This window comes from Actinoplanes sp. CA-051413, assembly GCF_050955795.1.
Lineage (GTDB): Bacteria > Actinomycetota > Actinomycetes > Mycobacteriales > Micromonosporaceae > Actinoplanes.
This window is the reverse complement of the sequence record NZ_CP192100.1, coordinates 4,041,794-4,054,788: the sequence shown is the minus strand read 5'-3', so window position 1 is coordinate 4,054,788 and position 12,995 is coordinate 4,041,794. Positions and strand designations below refer to the sequence as shown.

The following is a 12,995-nucleotide window of genomic DNA, read 5'->3' as shown; positions in this document are numbered from 1 at the left end:
GGGCCGATCCGGTTCCCGATCCCGTTCAGCGGCGCCGGCCGGCTCGGTCCACCGCTGAGCCAGGCAGACCCGGCGTCACGTTCAGCGCCAGCGGCCCGCCCGGCACTACCCGCTGCCGAGCCCGGCACATCCGGCGTCAGGTTCAGCGGCAGCGCCAGCGGCCGATCCGGTGGCCGGTGCGGCGGTGGTTGTCCCCCCGGGTGCAGCGGGAGCCGCCGTTCAGTCCGTCGGCCGAACCCGGATCGGGGCCGGCGGCCGTGTCGTCGCCGGCTGTCGTGTCCACATCCGCGTCGTCCCCGGCGCCGGCGTCCTCGTCCGCGGTGACGTCCGTCAGCGGTGGGGCCGACGCGGTGTCCCGTTGCACCTGCGCGGGCCGGCGGGCCCGGCCGGCGACCGGCGGCGCCGGCGGAGTGGAGACCGGCGGCACGATCACGGTGGTGACCGCCGCCGGCGTCGCGACGGCCGGGCTGCCCCGGTCCGGGACCGGAGCCGGGCGGTCGCCCATCGATGCCCGGCGGGGCGCGAACGCCTGCGTCGCGGCCGGCTCCGGGGCGATCGCGCGGTCCGGCGGCGCGGGCTGCTCGGTGCAACCCGTCAGGGCCAGGACCACCGCGCCGGCCACGGCCAGTACCCGCTTTTTCGTCATGCCCGGGACGCTATGCGCGTTTTGTCGGGTATCACGGCAGGCCCGGTCCGACCGGCGCGAGTCTGCACGTTCGGACAGGTCCGGTGGTCCGAGGAGCCGACCCGGCCTGGGGACGAAGCGGCAGGATTCCGCGGGTGCGCTTCGTGCACCCTTGACGCCGCGCCTTCATCGTGACAATTCTGGGCGAGCCCGATGATTACCCCCCGAATCGCCGCCGTCCCGAACAGGATCTGACGCCTTGCTGCACACCGACGCGGTGCGTGACTTCGCCAGCGACCCGTACGCCGCCTACCCCACCGGCACCAGCTACTCGGCCGACGTGCAGCCGGGCGGGCTGCTGGACTTCGAGGCCGCGCGGCAGTGGCTGTCGCGCATCGACCAGTGCCGGGACGCGAACGCGTACACCTTCGGCCTGCCCCTCGACGCGGCGGCCTCGGTACGCAGCGGTTTCGCCGGCGGGGAGCTGCTGCTCTTCTCCACCTACGGCTACCTGGGGCTGAACCAGCACCCGCGGATCGTGGCGGCCGCGACCGACGCCGCGCTGCGCTGGGGCACCACCACCGGCGGCTGCCGGCTGATGACCGGCACGCTGGAGCTGCACCTGGAGACCGAGCGCGAGCTGGCCGCGTTCCTCGGCACCGAGGCCCTCGCCCTCTACTCCAGCGGGTACGACGCCAACATGGCCGTGATCTCGTCCCTGCTCGGCCGCCACGACGTCGCGATCATCGACGAGAAGGCGCACCGCAGCATCCTCGACGGGTGCCGCCTCTCCGGCGCCCGGACGGTCCGCTTCCGGCACAACGACGTCGAGCATCTGGACACGCTGCTCGCCCGCCACCGCGCCACGGGCGCCCGGGTGCTGGTCGCCGTCGACGGTGTCTACTCGATGGACGGTGACATCGCCCCGCTGGCCGCCATCGTCGAGGCCAAGCAGCGCCACGGCGCCTTCCTGCTGCTCGACGAGTCCCACGCGGTCGGGGTGCTGGGCGCCGACGGCCGGGGCACCCCGTCGCACACGGACATCCCGGCCGGTGCCGTGGACGTCATCACCGGCTCGCTCGGCAAGGCGTTCCCGTCCGGTGGCGGGTTCGCCGCGGGCAGCCGGAGCCTGGTCAACTACCTGCAGCACGGCTCGGCGCCGTACATGTTCTCGTCCGCGCTGACCCCGGCCAATACTGCCGCCGTCCGGGAGACCGTCCGGGTGCTGCTGGACGAGCCGCACCACATCGAGAGCATGTGGAAGAACACGGCCCGGCTGACCAACCTGGTCCGCGACCTGGGGCTGACCACGGGACCGACGGAGACGCCGATCGTGCCGGTGGTGCTGGGCGACACGCTGCGGACGTACCGGTGGGCCCGGCACCTGCTGGACGACGGCATCTACGTCTCCGCGGTGCCCGCGCCCGCCGTGCCGGAGGGCCAGTCCCGGCTGCGCCTGTGCGCGACGGCCCGGCAGAGCTCCGAGGATTTCGACCGGCTCGGCCGCGCGTTGCGCCGCGTGCTCGACCTCGAGGCCTGACCGCGCGCGGCGGTAAAGCGTGATGAGCCGGGGCGCGGCGGGAAACTGTGGTGCGGCGGCGCCGGGGCGTTGAGATCATCGCCGGATGCCGGATCTTGCCGCGGTCCGCGCCGCCTGCCGCCTAATCGGCGACGTGGTCGGCTCGGACCCCCGGTATGCCCACACCAGCCATCTGCGGGTGCTCGTCGCCGGTGACCCGGTCTTCGACGAGCACTACCGCGGACCGGCCGTGGCCGACGTCTTCTCGGTGACCAAGACCGTGGTCGCGACGGTGGCCGGGATCGCCGCCCGTCGCGGGCTGCTGCCCGGCCTGGACGAACCCCTGCACGAGGTGCTGCCCGCCTGCGGGACACGCCGGCGCACGGGCCGACCTGGCGGCACCTGCTGACCATGACCCGCGGCGCCGCCGTCGACGGGCCGTGGGACATCGACGCGGTCACCGCCCTGCCGGGCGGGCAGGTCGCCCGGGTCGCCTCCGCGCCGCGGATCGACCCACCGGGGCAGGTCTTCCGGTACGACAACGGCGCCGCCCATCTGCTGTCGGCCGGACTGGCCCAGGTCGTCGGCCGTCCGGTCGGCGAGTACGCCGCCGCCGAGCTGTTCGTCCCGCTGGGCATCACCGACGCGTCCTGGCTCGCCGACCCGGACGGTGTCAGTTACGGCTACGCGCATCTGCGCCTGTCGGCCGAGTCCCTGGGCCGGCTCGGTGAGCTCTGGCGGGCCGGCGGCCAGCCGCTGGTCGATCCGGACTTCGCCGCCGCGATGACCGCTCCCCAGACGCCGGGCGGGCCACCCGAGGAGCTGCCGTACGGCTTCGGGATCTGGGCCGGCGACGGCCTGTCGCTGGCCGCCGGCTCGGCCGGGCAGCACGTCGTGGTCCTGCCGGGCGCCGTGGTCGTCACCACCGGCGATCCGCGCTTCGACGCCGGCCCGCCGCCGCGGGACGAACTGCCCCCGGACTGGCGACCCGCCCTGGGCCTGGTGCGGCAGCACCTGCTGCCGGTGCTCATTTCGTGTGACGCCGGGGCGGTTCCGCCCAGGACGGCGACGCCGGGCTCCTAGCTTCGGGCCATGAGATTCCCCGGTTCACTGTTGTCGTCCCTGGCGACGGCCCTGATGCTGCTTCCCGCGGGCGCGGCCGACGCGGCCCCCGCTGTGCCACCGGCCGGCGGGCTGCCGGGCGTAGCGGTGCCGGCGCTCGACTGGAGTACCTGCGGCGACGGCGGCTACCAGTGCACTCCGGCCCAGGTGCCGGTCGACTACCACCGTCCGGACGGGACACAGCTCACCCTGCAACTGCGGCGCTGGCCGGCCGCCGTCCCCGCCACCCGGATCGGCACGTTGTTCCTCTACGCGGGCGGCCCGGGCAGCTCCGGGTGGGACTGGGTGCAGTCGTTCGCGACCTCGTCGGCGCCGGAGATCCGCGACCGGTTCGACATCGTCGGCTTCGATCCCCGCGGCGTGCACCGCAGCCAGCCGGTCACCTGCCTGAACGGGCCGGCGTACCGGGCGCAGTGGGCGCAGGCGAAGACCCGGCCCGCCCCGGATTCCTTCGGCACGGCCGTGCGTCTCGCCCGGGAGTGGAACGCCGCGTGCCAGGCGCATTCCGGCGGGCTGCTGCCGTACATCGGCACCGAGTCGCAGGCACGGGACCTGGACCTGTTGCGGGCCGCGGTCGGCGACGAGAAGCTCACGTTCTTCGGCGGCTCGTACGCGTCGTACGTCGGCACCGTCTACGCCGACATGTTCCCGCACCACACCCGCGCCCTGGTGCTGGACTCGGGCTACGACCCGCGCAAGTACGCCCAGGATCCGTACGCCTACGACTACGGCCAGTACCGCTCCACCGAGGCGGCGATGTACCGCTTCCTCGGCTGGTGCGCGGCGAACCCGGCCCAGTGCCCGTTCGCGGCGGGCATCTCCGCACCCACGGCCACCGGGCTGGCGGCGAAGGTCCACACCGTCCTGGACTCGCTCGACGCGAACCCGGTCCGCGACGCCACCGGGGCGGTCAGCGTCAACGGCGCGACGATGCTGTCCGAGCTGACGTACCGGCTGAACAGCGGCACCCGCTACTGGGCCACCCTGGGGACCAACCTGCACCTGGCGGAGTCCCGCACCGGCCCGCTCCTGTACGCCATCAGCCAGTCCGACACGGCCTTCAACGCGGTCAACGTCGCGGTGGAGTGCGCCGACCGGGTGTACCCGCGGAGCCTGCCCCAGTTGCGGGCCCGGCTGGCCCGGGCCGCCGCGGACTTCCCGCTCACGGCGCCGGGCATGGCGTACGGCCCGCCCGCGTACGACCAGACGCACGCACCGGCCTGCCTGCAGTGGCCCGCAGCCCGGCACAGCCGCTACACCGGCTCGTACCGCGCGCAGGGGTCGGCACCGATCCTGGTGGTCGGCAACACTGGCGACCCGGACACCCCGTACGCGGACTCGGTCACGCTCGCGCACACCCTGGCCAACGGCCACCTGCTCACCTGGGACGGCGAGGGTCACACCGCCCGCCGCAAGAGCGCCTGCGCCGAGGCCCACATGTACGAGTACCTGCTGCGGCTGGTCGTCCCGCCGGCCGGAACCGTCTGCCGGGACGCGCCGATGCCCGCCTGACGTGAGCGGACCACCGTCGTGCGCCGGCGGCGGTGGTCAGCTCTCGTCGAGGATCTCGCGGACGCCGGCGAACATCCGGAAGATCTCGATGCGCCCGTCCAGGAAACCCATCCGGTAGTCGGCCCCGGTCGCGGGGTCCTTGGCCTTGGTGGCATCCCGGCGCCCGGCCAGCGCGTCGACACGGCCGGCGTTGTAGGCCAGCAGCGCGTCGTCCATGCGATCCTCCGCGTCGTCCCGGGGCGCGGCGCTCCCCGCCGGCCCGCGCGACAATGTCGCACGCTGCGGCGATGGGCAGAACCGGCCGTCCGCCCGAGAGAATCCGGCCGATCCGCCGATCATCGGTACCCCGTACCCCTATTGGGTAATTGCTCTCGAGCCGATCTACAGTTGATTTGCCGGTTTTACGGCAAATGGGTTGAACGGAAGTCCACCGGGAACGTTCCGGCGTGGTGACGGTGGGCGTCCTCGGGGGTTCGTGAAGGGATCACGATGGAGCTGGAGCGGATCGGCACCTGGATATTGGACGAGCTTCCCGGCCTCAACCGGGCGATCCTGGCCGGCGAGGCGCCGCCGGACGTGCTGGTCGACGCCCTGGGCCGCGACGTGCTGCCCGGGCTGCCCCGGCCGGAACGCCTGGACCAGCTCGAAGCGCAGCGCCTGCTGGTGCACCTCGGCTTCGTCGGCGCCTCGGTGGCCCGGCACTTCCAGGAACGCACGCCGGGCGGCAAGGAGGAACCGCAGCGCGCGTTCGACGGACTGACCGCCGGGGACGCGGCAGTCCCTTTCCCGGCGTACTTCACGGCGCTGGCCGACCACACCGGGACCGGCCACTACCACCGCGACAGCTATGCGTCGCTGGTGCGCTGGAACGTCGGGACGATCCAGGTCTGCCTGGGCGACGAGGTGCTGGCGAGCCTGCCCGGCGTGTTCGACGACGGCCGGATCCGCAGTTACACCGGCACCCCGGCCGAGGAGCGCTTCTTCGCCCTGGTCAAGCGCAGCGAGGCGCTCGAGCTGGCGGTCAACAACCTGCTGGAACCGCTGGCCGGCGCGGATTGCCGGCTCGACTCCGAGGACGCGATCCTGCGGCTGCGGACCTCGGCGACCCTGCTGGAGGCCATGCGGCACCTCTTCCTCACGTTCGCGGCGCTGCCCGCGGACCAGAGCATGCCGGCCGAGCACTTCATGGACGTGTTCCGCCAGTTCGCGGTGCACTGGTTGCCCGACGACATCCCGCCCAGCGGGGCGCTCGATCCCGAGGCCCTCAAGCGGGACTTCCTGCTCGGCATCGCGCTGCCCGACTACGCCCGGCACGTGCGCCGGCTCTTCCCGGCGCTGCTGGCCGACGAACGCACCGCGCTCGAGGCGCTGATGGTCCAGCCGACGCTGCCGCAGCGGCTGCTGACGACGCTGGAGGTGGACGCTGACGCGCTGGCCACGGCCGACCTCGCCGACCTGGGCCGGCTGGTCAGCCGCGCGCCGGCCCTCGCCGACTGGTACGCGCTGCTCAACGCGCACGCCCGAGCCGCCGGCGCGCACCTGATGCTGAGCAAGAAGTTCCTGTTCAAGCCGCAGACCCAGCGTGACCTGGCCGGCCAGGGTGACCAGCGGCTGGTGTCCAACCGATCCGGCACCACCGGCATGACCGAGACGTTCCTGGAACGGCTGACCCGGGCCCGCCGCGAGCACCTGCTCGCCCCGCTCCGGCCGGTGCTGAGCGGCGAAATCACCGCAAACGCCACCACCGGCGCGGTACGGTCACCCTCTGGGACGGCGACGGTCGCCGTGACCCTGGCGGCCTGAACGGTGCCGGCGGTGACGGGGTCATCCGCCAGTACGTGGGGGTGGGCGGTGCAGGCTCGAGCGAGCCAGAAGCTCATGACGGTGGGCCACGAACAGCTGATGGCCCTCATCGACCACACCTCGGCCGTCATCTACATGCGGGACGCCGACGGCCGGTACCTGCTGGTCAACCGGGAGTACGAGCGGCTGTTCAAGCTGCGCCGGGAGGACATCGTCGGGCTGACCGACCACGACCTGTTCCCGCAGGACATCGCCGACGACTTCCGCGCCAACGACCTACGGGCGTTCGCGCGCGGCTTCCCGGTGCAGATGGAGGAGCAGGCACCCAGCGACGACGGCCTGCGCACCTACGTCACGGTCAAGTTCCCGCTGACCGACGCGGCCGGCCACTCGTACGCGGTCTGCGGCATCTCCACCGACATCACCGAGCGCAAGCACGCCGAGGAGGAGGTGCGCCGGCTCAACAACGAGCTGGAGCTGCGCGTGCGGGAACGCACGGCGGAGCTGGAGGCCTCGACGCGCGAGCTGGACGCGTTCGCGTACTCGGTGTCGCACGACCTGCGCGCGCCGCTGCGCTCGGTGGAGGGGTTCAGCCAGATCCTGATCGAGGACTACAGCGAGGCGCTGGAGGCGGAGGCCCGCCAGTACCTGGGCCGGATCCAGGCGAACGTGGCCCGGATGGCCCAGATGATCGACGACCTGCTCAACCTCTCCCGGGCGACCCGGGTCGAGCTGCGCCGCGAGCACACCGACATCACCGCGCTGGCCGGTGAGGTGGTGGCCGAGCTGCGCGGCCGCGAGCCGGAGCGCAGCATCGACGTCGTCGTCCCGGACGGCCTCGTCGCCCAGGGCGACCCGCACCTGATCCGGCTGGTCCTGCAGAACCTGATCGGCAACGCGTGGAAGTTCACCGTGCACAAGCCGGACGCGGCCATCCAGCTCGCCCAGGAACAGCACGACGGCGTCGAAGTCTTCTCGGTACGGGACAACGGGGCCGGCTTCGACATGCGCTTCGCCCACAAGCTGTTCGACCCGTTCCAGCGGCTGCACTCGGCCACCGACTTCGAGGGCACCGGGATCGGGCTGGCCATCGTGCACCGCATCGTCACCCGCCACGGCGGGCAGATCCGCGCCGAGTCCACCCCGGGCGCGGGGGCCACCTTCCGGTTCAGCCTCACCCCGGCGCCCGCGGGCTGGGGGCTGTGATGAGCGACGGCCCGATCCTGCTGGTCGAGGACAACCCCGACGACGTGCTGTTCACCATCCGCGCGTTCGCCAAGAACCACATCCGTAACGAGATCGTCGTGGCCAACGACGGCGAGCAGGCCCTGCGGCTGCTGCTGCCCGACGACGGCCACCCGCTGCGCCCGGCGCTGATCCTGCTCGACATCAAGCTGCCCAAGGTCGACGGCCTGGAGGTGCTGCGGGCGATCCGCGACGACGAGCGGACCAGCTCCCTGCCGGTGGTCGTGCTCACCACGTCGAACGAGGAACGCGACATCGTGGAGAGCTACCGCCTCGGCGCCAACAGCTTCGTCCGCAAGCCGGTCGTGTTCGAGGAGTTCGTCGACGCGGCCAACGTGCTGGGCGTCTACTGGCTGCTGGTCAACCAGCCCGCGCCGCCGGCCCGGAACGGCTGACGGCCATGGGAGACATCCACGTCCTCGTCATCGACGACAGCCCGGACGACGCCCTGCTGATCGTCCGGCAGCTCAAGAAGGCCGGGCTGGCGATCACCCACGCGCGCGCCGACACCGCGGCCGGCGTCGCCGCCGCCCTCGACGAGCAGGTCCCCGACGTCGTCATCTCCGACTACAACATGCCCGGCTTCCGGGCCGAGGACGCGCTGGACCAGATCCGCGCCTGCGACGCGGACATCCCGTTCATCCTGGTGTCCGGCCAGGTGGGCGAGGAGATGGCCGCGGCGCTGATGCGCGCCGGGGTACGCGACTTCGTGCTCAAAGACCGGCTCTCCCGGCTCGGCCCCGCCGTGCAGCGGGAACTGCGGGAGGCCGGCGACCGGCGGCAGCGACGCCGGGCCGAGGCGGCACTGCGCGACAGCGAGGAACGGTTCCGCCTGCTGGCCGAGCACGCGCAGGACATCATCTTCCGCTACCGCGGTGTCCCCGAGCCGGCGATGGAGTACCTCAGCCCGGCCGTGGAGTCGGTCACCGGGTACACGCCCGAGCAGTTCTACGCCGACCCGGGACTCATCTTCCGGATCATCGAGCCGGAGGACCGGCCGGTCATCGAGCAGTCCTGGCGCTCGGCCCATCCCGGCACCCTGACCGTGCGCTGGCACCGGTCCTCGGGCGAGGTCGTGTGGACCGAGCAGCGGGCCGTCGCGATCCTCGACGACGAGGGCCGGCCGGTGGCGGTGGAGGGCATCCTGCGCGACATCACCGAGCGGGTCACCGCCGAGCAGGAACGCGCGGAGCTGGAACGGCAGCTGCGCCAGGCGGAACGCCTCGACTCGCTGGGCCAGCTGGCCGGCGGCATCGCCCACGACTTCAACAACCTGCTGGCCGTGATCGCCGGGTACGCCGACATGCTCAACGAGGAACTGGCGGCGGAACACCCCGGCCGGGCCGACCTGGACGGCATCAAACAGGCCGCCGTACGCGGCAGCGGGCTCACCCGGCAGCTGCTGATCTTCAGCCGGCTGGAACCGTCGCAGCCGGAGGTCCTCGACGTCAACGCCGTCGTCACCGACATGCAGCGGCTGCTGAGCCGCACCCTGGGCGAGGACATCGAGGTCACCACGAGCCTGGCCCCGGGACTGCCGGCGGTCACCATGGACCGCAGCAAACTCGAACAGGTCCTCATGAACGCGCTGGTGAACTCGCGCGCGGCGATGCCGGCGGGCGGCAAGCTGAGCATCGTCACGGGGGTCGCGTACGGCGCCGAGGTGCCCACGGTCAACCTGACCATCACCGACACCGGCTGCGGCATGACGCCGGAGGTGGCGGCCCGCGCGTTCGAGCCGTTCTACACCACCAAGGGCCGCGGTCAGGGCACCGGCCTGGGCCTGTCCACGGCGTACGGGACGGTGACCGAGGCGGGCGGCACGATAAGCCTCGAGTCACGGCCGGGGGTCGGCACCACGTTGCGCGTCTGCCTGCCGGCCAGCGCGACGGCCGCACCGGAGAGCACCAGCGTGGCCGGCACCCGGGCCGCCGGCAGCGGCGAGTGGATCCTGGTGGTCGAGGACGAGGACGCCGTCCGCGACATCGTCTGCCGCACCCTGGTCAAGGCGGGCTACCAGGTGCACGCGGCCGGCGACCCGCAGCAGGCGCTGAAAATGTGCGTCGACGATTCCTTCGTGGTCGACGCGCTGCTGACCGACATCATCATGCCGGGCATGTCCGGCACCCGGCTGGCCGCCGAGCTCCGCCAGACCCGCCCGGACCTGCCGGTGCTGTTCATGTCCGGCTACACCAACGGCCCCACCCCGGGCGGGCACGAGCTGCCCGAGGACGCCCCCCTGATCCGCAAGCCGTTCGAGACGGAAACGCTGCTGCGCGAGCTGCACCAGCTGCTCTCCCGGGCTACTCCATCAAAATGATTTGATGTAATCTGCTCCTCGTGGGAGCGAAGAGTCAGGATCCTCCGGCGTTCGTGCGGCTGGCCGCCCATCCGCTGCGCTGGCGGCTGCTCACCGCGCTCGCCGGCAGCGACCACCGGGTCCGCGAGCTCGTCGACCTGATCGGCGAGCCGCAGAACCTGGTCTCCTACCACCTGCGGCTGCTGCGCGACGGCGGCCTGGTCACCGCCTCCCGCAGCAGCTTCGACGGCCGCGACAGCTACTACCACCTCGACCTCGATCACTGCGCGGCCGCGCTCTCCGGCACTGCCGCCGCCCTGCACCCGGCGCTGCGGCAGCAGTCCCCGGCCGAGCTGCCCACCGGCGGCGGCGTGCTCTTCATCTGCACGGGCAACAGCGCCCGCTCACCGATCGCCGAGGCCCTGCTGCGACACCGCACCAGTGGCCGGATCGAGGTGGCCAGCGCCGGCATCCGGCCCAAGACCGAGCTGCACCCCGATGCCGTACGGGTGCTGCGCCACGACTTCGGCATCGACCTCGGCGACCGCCGTCCCCGGCATTTCGACACGTTGACCGGTCACCGGTTCGACTTCGTGATCAGCGTGTGCGACAAGGCCCGCGAGGCCTGCCCGGAACTGCCCGGCCGCCCCCGGCGGATGCACTGGAGCATCCCCGACCCCGCCACCTCGGGCGACCCCGGGCACGCCTTCGCGCACACCGCGGCCGCCCTCGACACCCGCATCAGGCACCTGCTGCCCGTCCTGACCGCATCCCGGATCGAAGGAGCTCAGCCGTGACCGCACCCGAGCAGTACGCCAGCGTCCGCTACCTCGTCGACGACGTCCAGCGGGCCATCGATTTCTACACCACCCAGCTGGGCTTCACCGTGAACACCAGCGCGGCCCCCGCCTTCGCCGACATCGTGCGAGGCCCGCTGCGCCTGCTGCTGTCCGGCCCGGCCAGCTCGGGCGCCCGCGCCACCCCCGACGACGCGTCCACCGCCGGACGCAATCGCATCCACCTGATCGTCGAGGACCTGGACGCCGAGATCACCCGCCTCCGCGACCAGGGGGTGTCCTTCCGCAGCGACCTGGTCAGCGGCCCGGGCGGCCGGCAGATCCTGCTCACCGACCCGGCCGGCAATCTGATCGAGCTGTTCCAGCCGGCGCAGCACTGACGAATGCTACGCCGGCGTTCGGCGGCTGCGGCGCCGTCCGCGCAGCAGCTCGACGACGACCGGCAGCACCGACACCACCACGATGCCGATCAGGATGAACTCGACGTTGTCGCGGACGAAGGCGATCTGGCCGAGAAAGTAGCCGAGCGTCGTCACACCGCAGCCCCACAGCGTCCCGCCGACGATGTTGAAGGTCAGGAACGTGCGGTACCGCATATGGCTCGCGCCGGCCACCACCGGCGTGAAGGTGCGCACGATCGGTACGAAGCGGGCCAGGACGATCGAGCGGGCCCCGTACCGCCGGAAGAAGTCCCTGGCCCGGGCCAGGTTCTCCTGCTTGAACAGCCGGGAGTCGGGCCGCCGGAACAGCGCCGGTCCGAACCGGCGGCCGAAGGCGTAGCCGGTCTGGTCGCCCGCCACCGCGGCGACCGATACCAGCAGGCACATCAGCCACAACGGCAGGTGCAGGTAGGTGCCGCCGGCGATGAGCAGGCCGGCGGTGAACAGCAGCGAGTCACCCGGCAGGAAGAAGCCGATCAGCAGGCCTGATTCGGCGAAGACCACGGCCAGGATGCCGATCAGGCCGAAGGTGGAGATGAGCCACTCCGGGTCGAGCACCATCGGCACATCTCCAGTCGTCCGGCCCGGGATTCGTGACCCGGACGCCCGGCAAGCTACCCGCTCGCATCCGGCGTACACGCGATGTGACGCACCGGCCAGGTGACGACCATCCGGGCGCCGGGGTCGGCGGGCTCGTAGTGGGCCTCGCCGCCGTGGGCCTGCGCGAGCTGGGCGACGATCCACAGACCGAGGCCGATGCTGCCGGGGTTCTCGCTGCCGAAGCGGGTGAACAGCCGGGACTGCGCCGCCTCGGGTACGCCCGGACCGTGGTCCCGGATCACCAGCGTCCCGGTGCCGCCGTTCTCGGTCACCCGGACCACCACCGGCGGCTTGCCGTGGCGCAGGCCGTTGCCGACCAGGTTGACCACGATCTGCTCGAACCGGTCCCGGTCCATGGCCAGCACGAGCGCGGGATCGACATCGACCACGACGTCGTCGCGGCCCAGGTGGGCGACGGCCGCGGACACCACCTCGCGGACCGGCCAGGGCCGCAGGTCGAGGTTGAGCCGGCCCTGCGAGTCGATCCGGTCGAGGTCGAGCAGCCCGGCGGTGAGGTGGGTGATCCGGGCGACCTGCCGCAGCGCCCGCTCGATCAGGTCGCCGGCGCTGTCGCCCGGCTCGTCGCGCAGCTCCTCCAGGACCATCTGCACCGTGGTCAGCGGCGAGCGCACGTCGTGGGCCAGCGCGGCCACCAGGGCCGCCCGCCAGCGTTCGATCTGGGCGATCCGGGCCCGGTCCTCGCGCAGGTAGCGGGCCTGGGCCTCGATCAGGAAGGCGATGCCGAGGGCGACGGGCAGCAGCACCGCCGCCGAGCCGAGGATGGCCGGCGGCTGGCCGGTGAGGATCAGCGGGGCCACGTACGCCACCAGCGCCGGCCCGACGAGCGCGAGCAGCAGCCGGCGTGAGTAGTGCAGCGCCGCCCACGCGAAGATGAGCACCAGGAACGGGCCCGTACCGGCGGCCATGCCACCGAACGCCCACGTCGAGAAGCCGAGGACGGCGAAGGCGGGCAGGGCGAGCAACGCGGGCGTCCCCGGCCGCCAGCGGTGCCAGGGCAGCGGCGTGATCACCG

At 72.5% G+C, this 12,995-nt stretch carries 14 protein-coding genes; 10 read left to right on the top strand and 4 right to left on the bottom strand.

All coding sequences use genetic code 11. The annotated features are described in order from the left end of the window. Positions 1–142 precede the first annotated feature (142 nt). Entirely contained in the window at positions 143–646 is a 504-nt protein-coding gene (locus tag ACQP2Y_RS18935) for a hypothetical protein (protein ID WP_433730011.1), read from the bottom strand. Positions 647–884: 238 nt separating this feature from the next. Between ACQP2Y_RS18935 and ACQP2Y_RS18930 the strand changes: the two genes are divergently transcribed. The 4 genes from ACQP2Y_RS18930 (at position 885) to ACQP2Y_RS18915 (ending at position 4,778) form a co-directional block, all read left to right on the top strand. Beyond that, positions 885–2,165 carry an aminotransferase class I/II-fold pyridoxal phosphate-dependent enzyme gene (locus ACQP2Y_RS18930; protein WP_433730009.1) on the top strand — a complete coding sequence of 427 codons (1,281 nt, stop codon included), beginning with the start codon at positions 885–887 and terminating at the stop codon, positions 2,163–2,165. 85 nt (positions 2,166–2,250) lie between these two features. Continuing rightward, positions 2,251–2,553, top strand: coding sequence for a hypothetical protein (locus ACQP2Y_RS18925; protein WP_433730007.1), 303 nt, complete (start codon positions 2,251–2,253; stop codon positions 2,551–2,553). Between the two features lie 2 nt (positions 2,554–2,555). Next, complete coding sequence (locus tag ACQP2Y_RS18920) at positions 2,556–3,227, top strand: serine hydrolase (RefSeq protein WP_433730005.1); 672 nt, start codon at positions 2,556–2,558, stop codon at positions 3,225–3,227. Between the two features lie 9 nt (positions 3,228–3,236). Next, positions 3,237–4,778, top strand: a complete 1,542-nt coding sequence (locus ACQP2Y_RS18915) for an alpha/beta fold hydrolase (protein WP_433730003.1) — start codon at positions 3,237–3,239, stop codon at positions 4,776–4,778. A gap of 36 nt (positions 4,779–4,814) precedes the next feature. Here ACQP2Y_RS18915 and ACQP2Y_RS18910 read toward each other — a convergent pair whose 3' ends face one another. Further along, positions 4,815–4,994: a hypothetical protein gene (locus ACQP2Y_RS18910; RefSeq protein ID WP_433730001.1), complete on the bottom strand. Its 180-nt coding sequence runs from the start codon at positions 4,992–4,994 to the stop codon at positions 4,815–4,817. Between the two features lie 273 nt (positions 4,995–5,267). Here ACQP2Y_RS18910 and ACQP2Y_RS18905 point away from each other — a divergent pair, with 273 nt between their 5' ends. Genes ACQP2Y_RS18905 through ACQP2Y_RS18880 form a run of 6 tightly spaced genes read left to right on the top strand, consistent with a single transcriptional unit; the run spans position 5,268 to position 11,302 of the window. Next, on the top strand, positions 5,268–6,581 hold the full coding sequence (locus ACQP2Y_RS18905) for a hypothetical protein (protein WP_433729999.1): 1,314 nt from the start codon (positions 5,268–5,270) through the stop codon (positions 6,579–6,581). A gap of 48 nt (positions 6,582–6,629) precedes the next feature. Next, on the top strand, positions 6,630–7,787 hold the full coding sequence (locus tag ACQP2Y_RS18900; RefSeq protein ID WP_433729997.1) for a sensor histidine kinase: 1,158 nt from the start codon (positions 6,630–6,632) through the stop codon (positions 7,785–7,787). Continuing rightward, on the top strand, positions 7,787–8,221 hold the full coding sequence (locus ACQP2Y_RS18895; RefSeq protein ID WP_360556381.1) for a response regulator: 435 nt from the start codon (positions 7,787–7,789) through the stop codon (positions 8,219–8,221). The genes ACQP2Y_RS18900 and ACQP2Y_RS18895 overlap by 1 nt, the downstream gene beginning before the upstream one ends. A 5-nt stretch (positions 8,222–8,226) precedes the next feature. Next, entirely contained in the window at positions 8,227–10,146 is a 1,920-nt protein-coding gene (locus tag ACQP2Y_RS18890) for a response regulator (RefSeq protein ID WP_433729995.1), read from the top strand. A gap of 20 nt (positions 10,147–10,166) precedes the next feature. Then, positions 10,167–10,922, top strand: coding sequence for an ArsR family transcriptional regulator (locus ACQP2Y_RS18885; RefSeq protein ID WP_433729993.1), 756 nt, complete (start codon positions 10,167–10,169; stop codon positions 10,920–10,922). Beyond that, positions 10,919–11,302, top strand: coding sequence for a VOC family protein (locus tag ACQP2Y_RS18880; protein ID WP_433729991.1), 384 nt, complete (start codon positions 10,919–10,921; stop codon positions 11,300–11,302). The genes ACQP2Y_RS18885 and ACQP2Y_RS18880 overlap by 4 nt, the downstream gene beginning before the upstream one ends. 6 nt (positions 11,303–11,308) lie before the next feature. Here the strand turns inward: ACQP2Y_RS18880 and ACQP2Y_RS18875 are convergent, their stop codons facing one another. Both ACQP2Y_RS18875 and ACQP2Y_RS18870 read right to left on the bottom strand, forming a co-directional pair. Beyond that, on the bottom strand, positions 11,309–11,923 hold the full coding sequence (locus ACQP2Y_RS18875; protein ID WP_433729989.1) for a DedA family protein: 615 nt from the start codon (positions 11,921–11,923) through the stop codon (positions 11,309–11,311). Between the two features lie 53 nt (positions 11,924–11,976). Beyond that, positions 11,977–12,993: a sensor histidine kinase gene (locus ACQP2Y_RS18870; protein ID WP_433729987.1), complete on the bottom strand. Its 1,017-nt coding sequence runs from the start codon at positions 12,991–12,993 to the stop codon at positions 11,977–11,979. Between the last annotated feature and the right edge of the window lie 2 nt (positions 12,994–12,995).

Bases quoted from the DNA above. Each gene is read 5' to 3' on its own strand.
- ACQP2Y_RS18910 (WP_433730001.1), bottom strand. From the start codon at position 4,994: ATGGACGACGCGCTGCTGGCCTACAACGCCGGCCGTGTCGACGCGCTG.
- ACQP2Y_RS18875 (WP_433729989.1), bottom strand. From the start codon at position 11,923: ATGGTGCTCGACCCGGAGTGGCTCATCTCCACCTTCGGCCTGATCGGC.
- ACQP2Y_RS18895 (WP_360556381.1), top strand. From the start codon at position 7,787: ATGAGCGACGGCCCGATCCTGCTGGTCGAGGACAACCCCGACGACGTG.
- ACQP2Y_RS18935 (WP_433730011.1), bottom strand. From the start codon at position 646: ATGACGAAAAAGCGGGTACTGGCCGTGGCCGGCGCGGTGGTCCTGGCC.
- ACQP2Y_RS18905 (WP_433729999.1), top strand. From the start codon at position 5,268: ATGGAGCTGGAGCGGATCGGCACCTGGATATTGGACGAGCTTCCCGGC.
- ACQP2Y_RS18915 (WP_433730003.1), top strand. From the start codon at position 3,237: ATGAGATTCCCCGGTTCACTGTTGTCGTCCCTGGCGACGGCCCTGATG.
- ACQP2Y_RS18920 (WP_433730005.1), top strand. From the start codon at position 2,556: ATGACCCGCGGCGCCGCCGTCGACGGGCCGTGGGACATCGACGCGGTC.
- ACQP2Y_RS18890 (WP_433729995.1), top strand. From the start codon at position 8,227: ATGGGAGACATCCACGTCCTCGTCATCGACGACAGCCCGGACGACGCC.
- ACQP2Y_RS18925 (WP_433730007.1), top strand. From the start codon at position 2,251: ATGCCGGATCTTGCCGCGGTCCGCGCCGCCTGCCGCCTAATCGGCGAC.